7 protein-coding genes are annotated in these 21,398 nt (G+C 50.5%); all 7 read left to right on the top strand.

The genetic code is table 11. The annotated features are described in order from the left end of the window. Window positions 1–182: 182 nt before the first annotated feature. The 7 genes from tnpC to DESTI_RS09685 all read left to right on the top strand — a co-directional run bounded on the left by tnpC (window position 183) and on the right by DESTI_RS09685 (window position 21,304). Window positions 183–1,559, top strand: coding sequence for an IS66 family transposase (tnpC, locus tag DESTI_RS09715; protein WP_014809758.1), 1,377 nt, complete (start codon window positions 183–185; stop codon window positions 1,557–1,559). Window positions 1,560–2,067: 508 nt separating this feature from the next. Further along, a complete protein-coding gene (locus DESTI_RS30700; RefSeq protein ID WP_014809793.1) occupies window positions 2,068–15,054 on the top strand; it encodes a VCBS domain-containing protein in 12,987 nt (4,328 codons plus the stop codon). Window positions 15,055–15,322: 268 nt separating this feature from the next. Continuing rightward, window positions 15,323–15,517, top strand: a complete 195-nt coding sequence (locus DESTI_RS09705) for a hypothetical protein (RefSeq protein ID WP_014809792.1) — start codon at window positions 15,323–15,325, stop codon at window positions 15,515–15,517. Between the two features lie 451 nt (window positions 15,518–15,968). Beyond that, window positions 15,969–16,700, top strand: a complete 732-nt coding sequence (locus DESTI_RS09700) for a 4Fe-4S dicluster domain-containing protein (RefSeq protein ID WP_014809791.1) — start codon at window positions 15,969–15,971, stop codon at window positions 16,698–16,700. A 19-nt stretch (window positions 16,701–16,719) separates the two neighbouring features. Next, window positions 16,720–18,825 carry an aldehyde ferredoxin oxidoreductase gene (locus DESTI_RS09695; RefSeq protein ID WP_014809790.1) on the top strand — a complete coding sequence of 702 codons (2,106 nt, stop codon included), beginning with the start codon at window positions 16,720–16,722 and terminating at the stop codon, window positions 18,823–18,825. 9 nt (window positions 18,826–18,834) lie between these two features. Next, window positions 18,835–19,395 (top strand): YdhW C-terminal domain-containing protein, encoded by a 561-nt coding sequence (locus tag DESTI_RS28675; RefSeq protein ID WP_014809789.1) that lies wholly within the window; start codon window positions 18,835–18,837, stop codon window positions 19,393–19,395. Window positions 19,396–19,876: 481 nt separating this feature from the next. Next, a complete protein-coding gene (locus DESTI_RS09685) occupies window positions 19,877–21,304 on the top strand; it encodes a DegQ family serine endoprotease (protein WP_014809788.1) in 1,428 nt (475 codons plus the stop codon). Window positions 21,305–21,398 lie beyond the last annotated feature (94 nt).

Below are 21,398 nucleotides of genomic sequence, written 5' to 3'. Positions count from 1 at the left end.
TAAATCGTTTCTTGGTAAACCAGGCATTTCCGGTCCAAAAAATATTCAGCTAACGTGTAAAGCTTCAGTTTCGAGCGGTAGTTTGAGAAGAATTTTATTTTTGGGGTTAAATGGTTCTCGCGTTCGGGTTTGAGATGGGGTATAGGCTTGGTGGGTGAAACGCTTGTTCAGGTGATGATGGGATGGGCATAAACGGTTGTCCGGTTTGTTTGGAAAAACAGCGTTGCATTGACGAGTTAAAAGAAAAGATCCAGAGCCTGGAGGCTAAACTGCGCTATCAAGAGCGCAAGGCTCAAGAAGGATACTTCGGCTCTTCCACTCCCTCATCCAAAATACCAATCAAGAGGAACAGTGAACAGAAGGAGAAAAAGCCCAAAGGTGCGCGGCAGGGACACAAAGGTTCCGGTCGCAAGAGCCACGAGTGCGAGTTTGATTATGCGGTAGAAGTGGAGGCTCCAGATATCTGTCCCGAATGCGGGGGTATTCTTGAAAAGAAAGGGGTGGAAGAGAGGAGTGTCCTGGATACGCCTTCTCAAAAACCCGAACGAATAGTATTTCGCTTACCCAAAAGGTATTGTTATCGTTGTGAACGCACGTTTACTCCCCAGACTCCCGGGGTGCTTCCCAAGAGTCTTTACGGAAATCAACTCATTGCCAATGCCATGACGATGTATTACTTCTATGGTCTTCCCATGGGACGAATCTGTGAACAGACTGGAGTAAGCGAAGGAAGCCTGATGGAGGTATATCATCGAATGGGGCGACTTTTTGAAAGAGTTCCCCAGAAGCTCATTGAAGAATATCGACAAGCTCCTGTGAAACACGCAGATGAGACGAGCTGGCGCACTGACGGCAAGAACGGATACGTTTGGCTCTTCGCCACTCCCGATTTGAGCATTTTCCAATTTGGCAAGAGTCGCTCGTCCCAAGTAGCTCATGCAGTCCTCGGCAAAGATCGGCTACCGGGCGTTTTGGTTGTGGATCGTTACCGCGGCTACAAGAAAGCTCCATGTGAGATTCAATATTGTTACGCTCACCTTCTGCGAGATGTCCAGGATTTGGAAAAAGAGTTTCCCGAAGAAGCAGAGGTCTCAACTTTTGTGGCTGTTGTGGCTCCTTTACTTGCACTCGCTCAGGGACTTCGCAGCCAACCGATTACGGATAAGCAATTCTATCGTCGAGCGGCTAAGCTTCGGACTGAAATTAAGGCCGCAATGGAACGACCGGCCCGCCATATGGGCATTCGCCGGATCCAAGGTATCTTCCGTGAAAATGAAGAGAGGCTCTATCACTGGGCTCGAGACCGAACGATTCCGGCAGAAAACAATTTAGCCGAAAGAGATCTGAGACCCACTGTTGTGGCAAGGAAGGTCAGCTATGGATCTATTTCTGATAACGGAGCCAAGACGCGCAGTATTCTCACAACCGTCCTCACCACCCTCAAGAAACGAGGTAACGACCCTGCAGAACAGATGAAGAAAACTCTCGATCAATTAGCAACGAATCTTAAGCTGGACCCCTATGAACTCCTCTTTCAAAGAAACGGCCCTCAAGAATAGCTATATCCATCACAATTGCTCCCGCGAATAACTGAAGCTTTACGCTAACGTCAAAAATCTTCTTGACAAGCCCAGATTTGATTTGGCAGGATCGACTCGCTTTCATAGAGCTAAGAATTATACTTCCGATCAAAGAAAGATTTTAAGCCAAGGGGTCTGGCAATTTCGGCTAGCAAGTCGCTGTATGGGTCATACGCTGCGGCAGGTACAGTTGCGGAGTTCCTATTTCTGAAGTTACTTGCTCTCTAAGCTTGTGAAATGGCCCATTAACAACGTTTTCTGTTTCAGGGGGGGGGCTACTATCTTGATATTCCTCTTTAACCAACTTCTCTTACTCTCGGAGTCCTCTTACTCGTGATGTCGCACAGAGAGCGACAGCACGGATAGGAATGTCTCTTATTGGGGTTTTTCTTCGTTTTCTCAGCCGTATTCAGTTTTAGCTGAGGGGGGTCTTTTTTTGTCCGTTACAAACGACCATATGAGTTCGTTATTGTGAAAGGAATCCGTCATGAAACGGCAAAAAGAAGTTTCAGAAGCATTCGATCATAGTCGCGGTGGACTGGTTCTCGAGGTGCTTGAGGAAAGAATTGTACTGGATGGAACTGTCGATAAACACTTAGAGGCATCCCAAGATACCGATCACGTATATTCCGATCAAGCGGACACAAATCAGGTAGACAGCCTTGGCTGGGTTTATGTCAATGACGGCTGGTGGTACAACGACGATGGAGAAGGCTGGTGGTATAACCAAAACACGAATTGGTGGTGGAACGAGACCAGTGATTGGTGGGCTCAAATCTCAGGAGATATTACTTACTGGTATCACGGCGAGCACCAATACTGGTATTCCGAAGCCTCAACCGGCGCGTGGTACTGGTGGGATGACGTGACTGACGAGAACTGGGAGCCGGCATTCACCTGGTTCGCGGACCAGGTTGATTCCGAGTGGATGTGGGTCTACAACGATTGGAACGGAAGTCAGTACCGTGTGGACGATCTCCATCTGCTGTATCAAGACCATTATGGTGGACAATGGTGGTGGTTTGATGCTGTCAATGATGATGCATGGGAACTCTATCGGACTTGGTTTGCTGACAATTTCGGAGTTCAGGTTTTCAATGACTGGAACCAAAGCGAATATATTTGGGGAAATGATTTCCATTATATCCAACAACACTCTTCATCATTGGTAAACGACGCTCCCACTGTAATGGTGCCTGCTGAACAGACGATACAGGAAAATTCAGAACTCTCTATCAGTTCCTTGTATGTATACGACGTTGATTCCGGCAACAGTGACATAGAGGTGACTCTCTCGGTAAACTATGGACTGTTGAGTATAACGAACGATGGCAGCCTGGATTTTCAGGCTGGTGGCGGAACACTCGATTCTATGATGACTTTCAGGGCAACATGGAGTGAAATCAATGAGGCCCTCCAGACCCTGGTATACAATCCTACCAACGACTATATCGACAGCTTAACCATAGTTGTGAATGACCTGGGAAATTCAGGGAGCGGTGGATCGCAATCAACTTCGAACTCTATTCAGATAACCGTTGAAAACGTGGCCCCGGTGCCCGTTGGTATCATGGACAATGTCACAATGGACGAGGGAAATTCAACTCTCTCCATAGATTTGACAACATACTTTCAGGATATAGTCGATGACGTCTTGACATATTCTTACTCCGAAGACGGCGGAGCGTACGTTGACATACTGGATCCAACAAACTTCACATTAACGTATGGCAACAATGGCGCTCACAACATCACCATCCGCGCTACCGATGGGCAAGCTGGAAGCGAAGCTTTACAGTCCTTCACTGTCAATGTCACAAATCTCAATCCCGTCTTCTCGGGTACCATCGACAATATGACTATCAATGAGGGCACATCCACACTGCCTATCGATCTCACCGCCTACTTCTCTGATGTCCCGGCCGACACCCTGACGTACTCTTATTCTATCGATGGAGGCACCTCACAGCAGATCACCAATCCCGCCCAGTTCTCTCTTACCTTCGATGACAACGGGTCACACAATGTGGTAGTCACTGTCTCGGATGGTGATGGAGGAACCGTTGATTCCAATACCTTCACTGTCGATGTCGTAAATCTCAATCCTGTCTTCTCAGGAATCATCGATAACATGACCGTCAACGAGGGCACATCCACGCTGCCTATCGATCTCACCGCCTACTTCTCTGATGTCCCCGCTGACACCCTGACGTACTCTTATGCAATCGATGGTGGCACCTCACAGAATATCGCCAACCCTGCTCAATTTTCTCTCTCTTTCGACGATAACGGCTCACATAGTGTGATCGTTACAGTCTCCGATGGGGATGGAGGAACCGTTGATTCCAACACTTTCACCGTTGAAGTCCTCAATCTCAATCCTGTCTTCTTAGGCATCATCGATAACATGACCGTCAACGAGGGCACATCCACGCTGCCTATCGATCTCACGGCCCTCTTCTCAGATGTCCCGGCAGATACGCTGATACACTCCTATTCTATCGATGGAGGCACCTCACAGCAGATTACCACCCCTGATCAATTCTCCCTCACTTTCGACGATAACGGGTCGCACAATGTGGTCATCACTGTCTCGGACGGGGATGGAGGAACTGTTGATTCCAATACCTTCACTGTCGATGTCGTAAATCTCAATCCTGTCTTCTCAGGAATCATCGATAACATGACCATCGATGAGGGCACATCCACACTACCTATCGATCTCACGGCCCTCTTCTCAGATGTCCCGGCAGATACGCTGATATACTCCTATTCTATCGATGGAGGCACCTCACAGCAGATTACCACCCCTGATCAATTCTCCCTCACTTTCGACGATAACGGGTCGCACAATGTGGTCATCACTGTCTCGGACGGGGATGGAGGAACTGTTGATTCCAATACCTTCACTGTCGATGTCGTAAATCTCAATCCTGTCTTCTCAGGAATCATCGATAACATGACCATCGATGAGGGCACATCCACACTACCCATCGATCTCACCGCCTACTTCTCCGATGTCCAAGCCGATACCTTGAACTATTTCTACTCTCTCGATGGCGGCGACCTTCAGCACATAGACAATCCTACCGAATTCAGCCTTGCTTTCGGTGATAACGGCCCGCATGCTGTCACCATCTCAGTGCATGATGACGACGGAGGTTTTGTTGCCTCAAATATCTTCATTGTCGCCGTCAATAACCTCAATCCCGTGTCCTTACAAGATATCAATAACATTACTATTGATGAGGGAAATTCTACACCCTTCATCAATCTGACCGATTATTTCACTGATGTTCCGGCCGATACCTTGAACTACTTCTATTCTCTCGATGGCGGCGACCTTCAGCACATAGACAATCCTACCGAATTCAGCCTTACTTTCGGTGATAACGGCTCACATGCCGTCACCATCTCAGTGCATGATGACGACGGAGGTTTTGTTGCCTCAAATATCTTCATTATCACCGTTAATAATGTTAATCCCGTGTTCACAGGTCATATTGAGGATATGATTATCACTGAAGGTTCATCTACAGTACCGCTAGACCTCACTGCCATGTTTGGCGATGTTCCCGGTGACTCATTGCTCTATGGTTATAGGATAGATGGCTCCGATCCGATTTGGATACCAGATCCAACACAATTCAGCCTCACATTTTCCGATAGCGGGGTGCACACGATCGTTGCAGGAGCTAGAGATGAAGATGGTGGCCTCGGAATCACCAATACTTTCACAGTCACAGTCGAAAACGTTCCTCCAATGGCTTCTGATAATACCATCAGTCTGATGGAAGACAGTATTTATTCTTTTACGATCGATGATTTCGGGTTCTCGGATTCCGGTCCCCAGGATTCGTTACAGTATGTCCAGATAGTTGAATTACCTGCCAGTGGTATCCTTCTCCTCGGAAGCGATCCGGTTCAAGTCAATAGTGAAATTTCCGTTGTCGATATCGCTGCCGGCCTCCTCACCTTTACTCCGGATCCTACTGAAAATGGAACCGGATATGCAAACTTTGTTTTCAAGGTATCCGATGGCACGGAATACAGTCTGGACTCGTACACTATGACGATCGACGTCACGCCGGTGAACGATCCTCCGACTGCAACAGATGACTCATTTTTTACAGATGAAGACACTCCTCTTAGCATTCCTGCTTCAGGGGTACTAGGCAATGACTCCGATATCGATTCAGAGTCGTTGATGGCGATTGTTCAGGAGCAGCCTCTCAATGGGACACTGACCCTCAATACTGACGGGTCCTTCACCTATATTCCGAATGAGAACTTCAACGGAACTGACTCTTTCACGTATAAAGCCAATGATGGAGATCTGGACAGCGATACTGCCACGGTGACCATCACGGTCAACAGCATTAACGATGCCGCGGTGATTGCTGGAGACAATCAGGGCGCTGTCATTGAAGATGACACGCTCACAGACTCCGGCACCCTTACCGTTGAAGATGTGGACAGTCCGGAGCAGTTCATTGCCATTACTGATCTGGAAGGAACATACGGAACCTTCACTCTCGCCGAAAATGGAGCATGGATCTATTCGCTCGATAATACCAAGGTCCAACACCTGTACCAGGGTGAAACCGTCACTGAATCATTCACCGTAAACTCCGCTGATGGAACACCACACAGCGTTACCATTACTATCACCGGCATGGACGATGCAGCAGTGATTACCGGAGACGATCAGGGCTCCGTTACTGAAGATGGCGCTCTCACAGACACCGGCACCCTCACCGTTGAAGATGTGGACGGGGCTGCTTTTGTTCCATTGACCAATGTAACTTCCAATAACGGATTCGGAACGTTCAGTATAAGCCCGGAAGGCGTCTGGACGTATACTCTGGACAACAGCAATCCTGCAATCCAAAGTCTCGCTGAAGGTGAGACAATTACTGATTCATTCACCGTAATCTCTACTGATGGGGCTGTTGAAACGCCGCACGACGTGACCATCACCATTATCGGCACCAACGATTCTGCTGTCATTACCGGCGACGATTCGGGCTCGGTGACTGAAGATGGCACGCTTACAGACACCGGCACGCTCACAGTCTCCGACGTGGATGGATCTGCAGCATTTGTTCCTTTCACAAACGCGACATCCCACAACGGCTTCGGAACGGTGAGCTTTTTCAACGGTGTGTGGACGTATGTTCTTAACAATTCCAATCCTGCAGTTCAGGGTCTCGCTGCAGGCGAAACTCTTACCGATAGCTTTACAGTGACCAGCACCGACGGAATTCAGGTGACGACGCACGTGGTGACTATTACGATTACCGGAACCGATGATCCTGCTGTTATCGGGGGAGACGATTCAGGCTCAGTGGTTGAAGATGGCACTCTTGACGATACCGGCACTCTTACAGTCTCGGATGTGGACGGGGCTGCTTTTGTTGAGTCTACTAATGCGATCTCGAATAACGGTTTCGGAACGTTCAGTATCACCACGGATGGCGTCTGGACTTACACTCTGGATAACAGCAATCCTGCAATTCACAGTCTCGCAGAAGGTCAAACAATTACTGATTCATTTACCGTAATTTCGACTGATGGGGCTGTTGAAACACCACACGAAGTGACCGTCACAATAACCGGTTCCAACGATCTTGCAGTCATCGGTGGGGACGATCAGGGAGCAGTAACGGAGGATGACACTCTCACAGACTCAGGCACTCTCACTATTGATGATGTGGACAGTCCGGAGCAGTTTGTTGCCACTAATATGCAAGGGGATTTTGGAACTTTCACCCTTTCGGAAAATGGAATCTGGACCTATTCGCTCGACAATACGAAAGTTCAAGACCTGCATGAGGGCCAGACCGCCACTGACTCCTTCATCGTCAACTCTGCTGATGGAGCAGGTCATACCGTGACCATCACCATTACCGGGGTGAATGATGCTGCCATAATTACTGGAGACGATCAGGGCTCTGTCACTGAAGATGGCGGTCTCACAGATACCGGCACCCTCACCGTTGAAGATGTGGATAATCAAGAGCAGTTTGTTGCCATTGCGGAATTTGAAGGGACATATGGAACCTTCTCGCTCGAAGAAAATGGGGTCTGGACATATTCCCTGGATAATACGCTGGTTCAAGACTTGGCCCAGGATGAAACCGTTACTGACACCTTCAGTGTCAACTCCGCTGATGGGACGACACATACCGTCACCATCACCATTACCGGCGTGAACGATGACGCGGTGATTACCGGAGACGATCAGGGCTCCGTCACTGAAGATGGTGCTCTCACAGACACCGGCACCCTCACCGTTGAAGATGTGGACAGTCCGGAGCAGTTCGTTGCTATTACGGAATTTGAAGGAACATATGGAACCTTCTCGCTCAACACGAATGGAGACTGGACCTATGCGCTCGATAATACCAGGGTCCAACACCTGTACCAGAATGATATTGCTACTGATTCCTTCACCGTCAGCTCTGCTGATGGAGCAACACACACCGTCACCATTACCATTACCGGGGTGAACGATGACGCGGTGATCACCGGAGACAATCTGGGTTCCGTCACCGAGGATGGCACGCTCACTGACTCCGGCACCCTCACCGTTGAAGACGTGGACAGTAACGAGCAGTTTGTTGCCATTACGGAATTTGAAGGAACATACGGAACCTTCTCGCTCGACACTAGTGGAAACTGGACCTATTTCCTGGATAATACTCGGGTTCAAGACCTAGCCCAGGGCGTGACCGCTGTCGATTCCTTCACCATCAGCTCTGCCGATGGAACATCACACAGCGTCATCATCACCATTACCGGCGTGAACGATGACGCGGTGATTACCGGAGACGATCAGGGCTTCGTCACCGAGGATGGCACGCTCACTGACTCCGGCACCCTCACCGTTGAAGACGTGGACAGTGACGAGCAGTTTGTTGCCATTACGGAATTTGAAGGAACATACGGAACCTTCTCGCTCGATGAAAATGGAGCATGGACATATTCGCTCGATAATTCTAAGGTCCAGCACTTGGATGTGGATGACACCGCTATCGACTCGTTCACGGTCAATTCTGCCGACGGAACACTACACAGCGTCACCATCACCATTACAGGCGTGAACGACGCCGCGGTGATTACTGGGGACAATCAGGGTTCCGTTACTGAGGATGGCGTACTCACAGACACCGGCACTCTCACCGTATTCGATGTGGATGGAGATCCGGAGTTTGACAGCCTTACGAACATAGAAGGAACATTTGGAACCTTCAGTCTCACCGTCGATGGTAACTGGACCTATTCCCTGGACAATGACAAAGTTCAACACCTGTTCCAGGATGAGACCGTTACTGACTCATTCACCGTCAGCTCCGTTGATGGAACACCACACAGTGTCACCATCACCATTACCGGCACCAATGATCCGGCTGTCTTCGGTGGAGACGACTCGGGCTCTGTCACTGAGGATAACGCTCTCACAGACTCCGGCACCCTCACCGTTTCCGATGCGGACGGGGCTGCTTTCATCCCACTAGCCAATGTGATCTCCAATAACGGATTCGGAACGGTCACCCTCACCGAGGACGGCTTGTGGACGTATACTCTGGATAACAGCAATTCTGCAATCCAGAGCCTCGCCGCAGGTCAGACTGTTACTGACTCATTCATCGTAACCTCTACGGATGGGGTTATCGAAACACCACACACCGTGACCGTCACCATTACCGGGACGAATGACCCTGCTGTGATTGCCGGGGACGATTCGGGCTCTGTCACTGAGGATGGCGCTCTCACAGATACCGGCACCTTCACCGTCTCCGATGTGGACGGCACAGCTCTTTTCGTTCCTTTCACCAATGTCATCTCCAATAATGGCTATGGAACGGTGAGCTTCTTCGACGGCGTGTGGACCTACGCACTTGATAACACCAATCTTGCTGTCCAGGGCCTCGCCGCAGGAGAAACCCTTACCGACACGTTTACCGTGACGGTTACGGATGGAATCCAGGTGACGGCGCACGTGGTGACTATTACGATCACCGGCACCAATGATCCTGCCGTCTTCGGTGGAGACGATTCGGGCTCTGTCACTGAAGATAACGCTCTCACAGACTCCGGCACTCTCATCGACTCTGATGTGGATGGTGCCGCTTTTGTTCCGTTCACAAATGTGACATCCGATAACGGTTTCGGAACGGTCAGCATCACTACGGGTGGCCTCTGGACCTATACTCTGGATAACAGCAATCCTGCAATCCAGAGCCTCGCTGAGGGGCAGACACTTACTGATACATTCACCGTAATCTCAACTGATGGGGTTGCCGAAACACCGCACAGCGTGACCATCACCATTACCGGCACCAACGATCCTGCTGTTATTGATGGAGACGATCAGGGCACCGTGACTGAGGATGGCACTCTCACAGACTCAGGCACTCTCACCGTTGCAGATATCGACAGTCCGGAGCAGTTTGTTGCCATTACGGACTTTGCCGGGACGTACGGAACCTTCAGTCTCAACACCGATGGATCCTGGTCCTACACGCTGAATAATGCCACCGTCCAACACATGGACCAGGATGACACAGCGACTGATTCCTTCACCGTCAACTCTGCCGATGGAACATCACATAACGTCACCATTACGATTACCGGAGCGAATGATGCTGCGGAAATTACGGGAGACGATCAGGGCGCTGTCTCCGAGGATGGTACCCTCACAGACTCCGGCACACTTGCCGTTGAAGATGTGGACGGTCCTGAGCAGTTTATTGCCATTACTGATTTCGAGGGGACATACGGAACCTTCACTATCGACGAAGATGGAGCATGGGCATACTCACTTGATAATAGCAAAGTTCAAGACCTGTATGAGGGTGAAATCGTCACTGACTCGTTTACCGTAAAATCCGCTGATGAAACCCCGCACACCGTCACCATTACCATTACCGGTTTGAATGATGCAGCAACGATTTCCGGAGAAGATTCAGGCGACGTGACTGAGGATGACACTCTCACAGACTCAGGCATACTTGCTGTTGAAGATGTGGACAGTCCCGAGCAGTTTATTGCCATTACTGATTTGGAAGGGATATACGGAACCTTCACGCTCACAGAAGAGGGAGCATGGACATATTCACTTGATAATACCAAGGTTCAAGACCTGTATGAAGGCGAAACCGTCACTGACTCATTCACCGTAAACTCTGTTGACGGAACACCACACAACCTCACTATTACCATTACCGGGGCAAATGATGCTGCGCTCATTTCCGGTGACGATCAGGGTTCCGTCTCTGAGGATGGTACCCTCACAGACTCAGGTTCTCTCATCCTTGACGATGTAGACGGTCCTGAGCAGTTTGTTGCCACTAATATGCAAGGGGATTTTGGAACTTTCACCCTTTCGGAAAATGGAATCTGGACCTATTCGCTCGACAATACGAAAGTTCAAGACCTGCATGAGGGCCAGACCGCCACTGACTCGTTTACCGTAAAATCCGCTGATGAAACCCCGCACACCGTCACCATTACCATTACCGGTTTGAATGATGCAGCAACGATTTCCGGAGAAGATTCAGGCGACGTGACTGAGGATGACACTCTCACAGAGTCAGGCATACTTGCTGTTGAAGATGTGGACAGTCTCGGGCAGTTTGTTGCCATTACTGATTTGGAAGGGACATACGGAACCTTCACGCTCACGGAAGAGGGAGCATGGACCTATTCACTTGATAATACAAAGGTTCAAGACCTGTATGGAGGTGAAACCGTCACTGACTCATTCACCGTAAACTCTGTTGACGGGACACCACACAACCTCACCATTACCATTACAGGCGTGAACGATGCGGCCATGATTGCTGGAGACGATCAGGGAGCCCTCAGTGAGGATGTCACCCTCATAGACTCCGGCACTCTTAACGTCTCGGATGTGGACGGTGCCGAGCAGTTTACTGCCATTACTGATTTCGAGGGGACATACGGAACCTTCACGCTCACAGAAGATGGAGCATGGACATATTCGCTGGACAATGACGCTGTCCAAAACCTGCATCAGGGTCAGATCGTTACTGACTCATTCACTGTCAGCTCCGTTGACGGGACGGCACACGACGTCACCATAATGATTGCCGGCACCAATGATCCTGCTGTCTTCGGTGGAGACGATTCGGGCACCGTCACTGAAGATGGAACACTCACAGATACCGGCACTCTCACCGTTTTCGATGTGGACGGTGCCACTTTTGTTCCACTGACCAATGTGACCTCGAATAACGGATTCGGAACGTTCCGCATCACCGCGGACGGGGTCTGGGAGTACACTCTGAATAGCAGCAATCCTGCAATTCAGAGTCTCGCCGGGGGTCAGACAATTACCGATTCATTCACCGTAATCTCTACTGATGGGGCTGTTGAAACACCACACAGCGTGATCATCACCATTACCGGCACCAATGACCCTGTTGTGATTGCCGGAGACGATTCGGGCTCAGTGACTGAAGATGGCACACTCACAGACACCGGCCGTCTCACTGTCTCTGACGTGGATGGATCTGCAGCATTCATTCCTTTCATGAATGTTACCTCAGACAACGGCTATGGAACGGTGAGTTTCTTAAACGGTGTGTGGACTTATACTCTCAACAATGCCAATCCAGCGGTCCAGGGTCTCGCCGCAGGTGAAACCCTTACCGACACGTTTACCGTGATCGGTACGGATGGAATCCTCCTCACGCCGCACCAGGTGACTATTACGATTATCGGTACCGACGATCCTGCCGTCTTCGGGGGAGACAATTCGGGCTCAGTGATTGAAGATGGCTCTCTTGCCGATACCGGTACTCTTACAGTCTCGGATGTGGACGGTGCTGCCTTTGTTCCGTTCACTAATGTCATCTCGAATAACGGTTACGGAACAGTCAGTCTCACCCCGGATGGCGTCTGGACTTATACTCTGGATAACGGCAATCCTGCAATCCAGAGTCTCGCTGAAGGGCGGACACTTACTGACACATTCACCGTAATCTCAACTGATGGGGCTGTCGCAACACCGCACGACGTGACCGTCACCATTACCGGCACCAACGATCCTGCGGAGATCGGCGGAGACGATTCGAGCTCCGTCACTGAGGATGCGACCAGCCAAGTCACAGGCACACTCACGGTATCGGACGTGGACGGTGCCGATCAGTTTGTTGCCATTACGGAAATGCAGGGAACATATGGAACCTTCACTATCGAGACCGATGGAGACTGGATCTATACGCTGAACAATGCCACCGTTCAACATCTGGACCAGGATGACACCGCCACTGATTCATTCATCGTAAGCTCCGCTGATGGAACAACACACACGGTGACCATCACCATTAACGGCATGAACGATGCAGCGATGATTGATGGAGACAATCAGGGCTCCGTCACTGAGGATGAGATCAGCCAAGACACGGGTACGCTCACCGTCGCGGATGTGGACGGCCCTGAGCAGTTTGTTGCCATTACCAACATGGAAGGAACATATGGAACCTTCACTGTCGAAACCGATGGAGACTGGATCTATACGCTGAACAATGCCACCGTTCAACATCTGGACCAGGATGACACCGCCACTGATTCCTTCACCGTAAGCTCCGCTGATGGAACAACACACACGGTGACCATCACCATTAACGGCACCAACGATCTTGCGGTGATTGATGGAGACAATCAGGGCTCCGTCACAGAAGATACGATCGGCCAGGACACAGGTACTCTTACCATCTCGGATGTGGACGGCCCTGAGCAGTTTGTTGCCACTACCAACATGGAAGGAACATATGGAACCTTCAGTATCGAGACCGATGGAGACTGGATCTATACGCTGAACAATGCCACCGTTCAACATCTGGACCAGGATGACACCGCCACTGATTCCTTCACCGTAAGCTCCGCTGATGGAACAACACACACGGTGACCATCACCATTAACGGCACCAACGATCTTGCGGTGATTGCCGGAGACGATCAGGGAACCCTCACTGAGGATGGCTCACTCACCGACACCGGCGCTCTCACCGTCTCGGATGTGGATAGTGCTGAACAATTTGTTGCCGTTACGAATGTAGTCGGAACATATGGAACCTTCAGTCTTAACACAGATGGAACTTGGACCTATACGATGGACAATGACCTGGTCCAAGGCCTGTCCGAGGGTCAGCCGGCAACTGAATCCTTCGACGTAAGCTCTGCCGATGGAACCCCACACACCGTCACCATCACCATTACAGGTGTTAACGACGCTGCTGTGATTGATGGAGAAGACCAGGGCGCCCTCACCGAGGATGCAACCAGTCCGGCTATCGGCACCCTCACCGTCTCGGATGTGGATGGAGATGCGGGGTTTGCTGTCATTACAGACATGGTCGGGACATATGGAGTCTTCAATCTCGCTGAAAATGGTTCCTGGGCATACTCCCTCGATATTGCCAAGGTTCAAGACCTGTACCAGGGTGAAACCGTCACTGACTCATTCACCGTGAACTCTGCTGATGGAACACCACACAGCGTCACCATTACCATTACCGGCATGAACGATGCTGCCCTCATTACCGGAGACGATCAGGGCACTCTCACTGAGGATAGCTCACTCACCGACATCGGCACTCTCACCGTTGAGGATGTGGATAGTGCTGAACAGTTTGTTGCCGTTACGAATGTGACCGGGACATATGGAACTTTCAGTCTCAACACCGATGGAGCCTGGACCTATACGATGGATAATGACAAGGTCCAACACCTGGACCAGGATGACGTCGCCACTGACACCTTCACCGTAAACTCTGCCGATGGAACAGAACACACCGTGACCATCACGATTAACGGCACGAACGATGCCGCAGTTATTGCCGGTGAGGATCGAGGGGCCCTCACTGAGGATGCGACCGGCCCGGCTATCGGCACCCTCACCATCGCAGATGTCGACGGTGATGATGAATTCATAGCCATTACGGACGTCGTCCGGACGTATGGAACCTTCAGTCTTAACGAGAATGGAGCCTGGACCTACATGCTGGATAATGACCGGGTCCAAAATCTGCATCAGGGGCAGATCGCCACAGATTCAGTCACTGTCAGCTCCGCTGATGGAACGACACACACGGTGACCATCACGATTACGGGCATCAACGATGCTGCTGTGATCGACGGAGATGATTCGGGCTCCGTCATCGAGGATGGCACACTTACGGACACGGGTACCCTCACGGTCTCGGATGTGGACGGGACTGCGCTTTTCATCCCCTTCACTGACGTGACCTCGCATAACGGGTACGGAACCGTGAGTTTTTCCGGCGGTGTATGGACCTATCTCCTGGACAACGACAATCCTGTAGTCCAAGCTCTCCCTGCAGGTGAACCTCTCATTGACACGTTCACGGTGACCGCTACTGACGGAACTGTGATAACGGAGTATGTAGTGACCATCACTATCATGGGCACGGAGGATTGAACATTTTCCACGAAAGTCTTCTGAGCCTCGTGCGTTCAGAGACGTGAACAGTAATCGGACTTTCATGCTTTGATGCTGATAAAGATTTAGTTCAAGTCAAGCACATAACATAGCGAAGGCTGGGGTGTTCTGAGCGGAGTGATTAGACGGCTTTGCGTCGTCCGGAGCGAAGGATACCCCAGCCTCCCAGATTATGAGAAGAAAAGAGAATCGGTATTACTTGTATGAAAGCGCATTGGTATCAGATCTATACGGAAAAGAGGCGCAAATGATACTGCCGGATAAGCATCATCGAATGTTGCTTGAAATAAAGCTCGCATTGGACAGAGCCGTTGAGACGGATGACATCGGTGAACTGATCAGGAATCTGGCGTTCGCAGCGACAAAATCTCAACTGCTCTGGGACAGGATTGTGGGCAACGAGTCGGAAGACAACGAATACTCCAGCTTATCGCTGCTCTAGGAGGATGCCTCTGATGAACTCCCTTATTGCGATGAAAACTTCGAAGTGACCAATACCTCCTTTGAACAAGCGCGCAACACCGAGTCGCTCTGCAGGGCCCATTCCCGAGTCATACCATTTTTCATTCAGGATGCTTTCGCCACTGACCTAGCTCCGCAAGGCAGTGGCACCTCTGTACCCAGTGGCTGACGTCGAACTTGGGTGCCACGGACCTGCAGGGCAGGTCCGTGCCGATGGCTCCATAGAATCATCTTGATCGCAAGTCCGTGTCACAAGCAATCAAACGATCATACATTTCTTGCCCGAACTGGAATCAAGTGGAGGGACATTGCTCTTGACCGAAGCAAGCTGATTGAAGTACGCTTTGTTGACGACTGGAATAGAGGAGTCTTCATCAGGATGACTATTTCGTTTCTGTGGGTCTCGCTGACAAAGGCGACAGGATAATAAAATGAGTAGTGAACACCGAAAGCGTGAAATGTTGGAAAGCGTATCGAGTTTCATGAATTCAAACCATTTCTTATCACGGCGTGAATTTTTGCTCGCAACCGGTGGAATAATTGTTGCCGTTTCCTCTTCAGGCGCGACAGGCGCTAAAGAGACGCCCCTCATCATTATGGATAATGCCACCGGGCTCCTCATAGCAGATTCTACCAAGTGTGTAGGCTGCCGGAGATGCGAACTGGCTTGCACCGAGTTTAACGACGGAAAAGCTTCTCCAACTTTGGCCAGGATAAAGATTAGGCGGAACCTCAACTTTGGGCCAAAAGGCCTGCATGCCGGTCAGCGTGGTCAAGGCAATTGGGGCGACGGCCTCATTGTTCAGGATCTCTGCAAGCAATGCCCTCACCCTGTGCCTTGTGCGAACGCCTGTCCGAATGATGCTATTGTCATGAGTTCGCCTACAAATGCACGAGTTGTGGATTCCGACAAGTGTACCGGATGCAAAATGTGTCAGAGGGCTTGCCCGTGGGAAATGATGTCATTCGATTCGGATGCCAACAAAGCCACCAAATGTTTCCTCTGCGATGGGAACCCCAAGTGTGTAGAAGCCTGTCCCTCCGGAGCCATTAGCTACGTGGCTTGGCGTGATTTGACGAATCACGTTCCACCGAGAATTGTGCCCACCGCGGTTGTTTCTCCCGAGAAGGCTCAGACGTGTGTTGATTGTCACGGAAAGTGACAGAGAGGATCAAAGAAACATGGCAAAGTACGGAGGTTGGGCAGGAAAAGTTCTTCGGGTCGATTTATCCGGAAGGAAGATCTCAACTGAAGATACCGTAGAAAAATATAAAGACTATCTGGGAGGAACGGGAATAGGCTACAAGGTGATTTGGGATGAGCTTCACGCCGGAATTAAACCTTTCGATCCGGATAATAAGATCGTCTTCGGAGTCGGTCCTTTGGCCGGAACCGGCGCCCCATGTAACGGCAGAACCGCCATAACGACATTGTGGCCTACTTGTTGGCCCAGACCGCTAGTTGCAAGCGGTCATATGGGCGGCCACTTTGCAGCGGAGCTCAAGTATGCCGGCTATGACGCCATCATCATTGAAGGCAGAGCCGACCGACCGGTGTGGCTCTCGATAATGGATGGAAAGGCCGAAATTAAGGATGCCCGGCAACTCTGGGGACAGGGTATACGACGGACCACAGTCGAGATTAGCCATGAGATGGGACCGGAGGCTTCTGTCGCTGCTATTGGACAAGCAGGTGAGAATTTGGTCCCCATGTCGGTGGTAATCAACTCCTATTCTCATTCAGCCGGTGGAGTCGGCGGAGTTCTTGGATCCAAAAACCTCAAAGCTATAGGTGTCAGAGGAACAGGAAGTGTACGCATCGCCGGTAACAAAGTGGAATGGGAGAAGGTCATCAAGTTGCATCTTTCTCTGTTAGGAGCAAACAACCAGCATGTGGTCCCCAACAGTCCGCAACCGTGGTCGGAACATTATAACCCGGGATCTCGATGGGTTGCTTCGGCGGGGCGCAGATGGGGAGCGGCCTACCCCGGCATCGAAACAGGGCCGTGCGAGCCTCACAATCTTAACAGAATTGCGTACCGGACGAACAATGCCGCTTTTTTCCTTGGGGAAAAGGCTTGGAAGTATACGATCAGGGGAAATGGTTGCACTGCCTGTCCCATCCGCTGCCACACTATGCTCAAAGTACCGGGAGTTTCTACAAAATATGGAATTCTGGAGACAGGACAGAATACCTGTGTCGGGTTGCTGTTTGGCAAAGCCTTTTTTAAGAATTTCCCCGACGGTCCCAAGGGCGAGACGGCAATTGAGGCATGTATGGTTGGCATGCATTTGGCGGACGATCTTGGACTATGGGAGAATTACGGTCAACTGCAACGTGATTTTCAAATGCTTTACTATAACGGCACAATGAGTCGCAAGGTGCCTGAAAAGGAATTCAAGGGCTATTCGTGGGATAAGTACGAACAAGGAGATCCAACATTCCTCTTCGAGCTCCTCCCCAGGATCGCGAGGAAGGAAGGGGAACTGGCCACAGCGCTAGGTCTGGGCACCGGGTACCTTCTCGAGCGATGGGGCATCCCGGAGCAGGAGTGGCTGGAAAATCGTGACCTCCTCTATTGGAAGCTCGGGCATCCCAAACATCATTCAAACGAAGATGCAGGCCAATGCGGAGTAATCATCAACACGCAGTACAATCGTGATGCCCAGTGTCATTCCCACAGCAATTTTACTCGCAATGGTTTGCCGATAGAGGTTCAGAAGCGATTGGCTGCGGAAATATGGGGCTCTCCGGATGCTGTGGACTCCGTTGCCGCTTTCGCCCCTATGAACAAATACAAGGCCAAGATGGCGAAATGGTCTCTCCTGAGAAAAGAATTGCATGACTCTCTCTCCCTGTGCAACTGGATGGGACCATGGGTTGCCTCACCTTTGCGAGAGCGGGATTATCGAGGTGATGATTCCATCGAGTCGTTGCTCTACAGTCTGGCTACCGGCGACAAGAAAACCAGTCAGGAACTCGATCGGGTCGCAGAGCGGATCTTCCTGCTCCATCGCGCTCTGACCATTCGTGATATGGGCACAAAGGACATGCGGACCAAGCACGACACGATTCCCCATTGGGTGTTCACCGACCCCAAGGACAAGGCTGCATTCAGCAAAGGGACCATCCGAATGGATGAGGAAGACATCAAGCTCGCAATGGACATGTATTACGAGGAGATGGGTTGGGACAAACAGACTGGATCTCCGACCGGAGATACCTATCAGAGACTGGGTTTGGGGTTTGTAGCAGAATATCTAAGCAAGAAAGGGCTGCTCCCGTAACGAGGGTACATGGAACATCAAGCAGAAATCTGTGCCAATATTGTCAAAATCATCCGAGAGAGAAGCGAAACGGGCCAACTGCTTAAAGTCGACGAGATCCTGATCGAACTAAGAAGGCGGGATTCCGAAACAGAAGATTTAGACCGGAAAGCTTTGGCCCCCCTGCTTGAACAGGTTCTCGAGGAGAATCCGGATCTCAAAGCGATTTATGACCGAAATGGAATTCCTTACTATCATTCGATTGAGAGTCTGAGCGAAACGTACGGACGAATTCTCGTGTGGAAATCAGAAGACCCGCTCCGGATGATAGCGGAAGTCGTTCGCAAGAATTCTCAGTTGTACCCTCGGCCTGTCTGTCTCGATAGCTTTCAGGAACCGCCTTTTGGATTGACCGAAGAAGAGATAGTGGAGTGTCTGAACACGATGGCACATCACAAAGACTATCAAGATATCGTCCGGACCGTTACCTCCGCTGGAACACAATTTCTCTACTCAAAGGACCACTTGGATTCTGACCATGCAATCGCGTTGGCTGAATGGTCCGATGTCGGTCAGGTTGACAACCCTTAAGAAGCGCTGACAATTCAGTAGACATCCTCGGAGCACTGCTGTCTTTAATGACGTTGTCCAGTTCTTTGGTGGAACAAACTCTGCCGGGTGGGGTCATAATTGTCAACCAAGGCCAAGAGATTAGTCGCAGGAGGACAAACGGTTATGCGACAAGGCGAAAAAATGGTAAACGCCAAACAACATGCGCTGGCGTCGACTAAGTAAATCCCTGGAAAGCGGTTATGCTAACCACAGCTTGAGAACAAGACGTGGTTTCCGAAGTACTACTTACTCGGATTTGGGTATCTGTTGCCCATGATTCGAATATTTGAAAATTTAAGAGAGCATTTGAACCTTACGACAGGATTCGTACCGATTCCCGCCAACTGCTTCTCCACTTGTCAATTCTTCGCGATTCTCATCCAGGGAATGACTAATTTCAGAATCAAATTGGGGACCAAGGGAGTTGTTTGTCAAAACTTGTCCAAAGAGGAGAAAGTTTATGTACAAGGCACGTTACACAGAATCTCTAATAATGTTGTTGATATTTGCCACAATTTTGTTTGTTGTGACAGCGGTGGTTCCTGCTTCTGCAGATCCGCAATCGGTGATCAAGGATCTGGACCAGGCATATACGCAAATCGCTCAGAAAGTGTCGCCGTCAGTTGTGCGAGTGAGTTCTACGAAGAACGTTTCGGTAGCCAGCGACGAGGGTCTGGAGCCATTTCTGAGACAGTTCCCTTTTTTTGGAGACCAGTTCCCAAAGCAGCCCCGTCATCCTCAATCAGTTGAAACGTTGATGGGATCGGGATTCATCGTGTCATCCGATGGGCTGATCATGACAAACTACCACGTTGTCAAAGACATGAAGGAGATTACAGTAACCCTTCCCGGCAAGCGAGACTACAAAGCTAAATTGATCGGAGCCGACCCGGAAAGCGACATTGCGTTGATCAAGATAGATGCCAAGAATCTACCGGCAGTCACGTGGGGAGATTCTTCAAAGTTGCGAGTCGGAGAGATCGTAGTAGCCATAGGCAATCCCTTCGGGTTAAGCGGTACGGTTACCAACGGTATCGTCAGCGCTACAGGCCGCACCAATATGGGTATTATCGGTTATGAAGACTTCATCCAGACTGATGCACCCATTAATCCCGGGAATTCTGGCGGTCCCCTCGTAAACATCAAAGGAGAAGTCGTTGGGATCAACACGGCAATAGCTACCCAGAGCGGTGGCTATATGGGCGTGGGGTTCACCATACCGTCTGACTCCGCCAAGCTCGTCATGGACGAACTTTTGAAGTACGGTAAGGTGCAACACGGTCTCCTGGGGATCAACATTCAGGACTTGACTGAGCCGCTTGCAAAATCCTTTGGGCGCACCGACCTCAACGGAGCACTTGTGTCACAAGTGGTGCCTGACAGCCCTGCTGCAAAAGCCGGTATCAAAACGGGTGATATCATTCTCGATTATAACGACAAGCCGGTCAGCGGAGCCTCACAACTGAAGAATCTCGTGGGACAGACAAGGCCGGGTTCTACCGCAAAGTTAACTATATGGAGGGACAAGAAAACCGCTGACGTAAGCGTTGCCATCGCAGAGCGAACCACCAAAACAGCGCAAGCTGAGGTCCCTGCTGCAAAGGCATCCAATGAGCTGGGAATCACGGTTGACAAGGTACCTCCCCAGTTGACATCAGAATTGGGTCTGAAGCAAGGAGTAGGTCTGGTGATCAAAAACGAGACCCCTGACGGTCGAGGTGCCGCAATGGGACTCAGGACCGGCGACGTGATTCTCGAGGTCGACAACAGACCTATCACGAGTTTGAGTGAATTCGACAAGGACGTGATGGAGGCCAAGCAAGACGGGGTAATTCGCTTCATGATTCAGCGAGGTGCCGCAACGATCTTTCTGGCGGAAACTTTCTAACACATAGACGAGACGAATAGGCACAAACCATGTAACAGGCAATCCGAGAGCACTTCGACGGTTTGCCTGTTGCATGCATTGCATATGGCGGGGG

The organism is Desulfomonile tiedjei DSM 6799 (assembly GCF_000266945.1).
Classification (GTDB): domain Bacteria; phylum Desulfobacterota; class Desulfomonilia; order Desulfomonilales; family Desulfomonilaceae; genus Desulfomonile; species Desulfomonile tiedjei.
The sequence above is the reverse complement of the archived record's forward strand: the minus strand, read 5'-3'. Positions and strand labels throughout refer to the sequence as shown.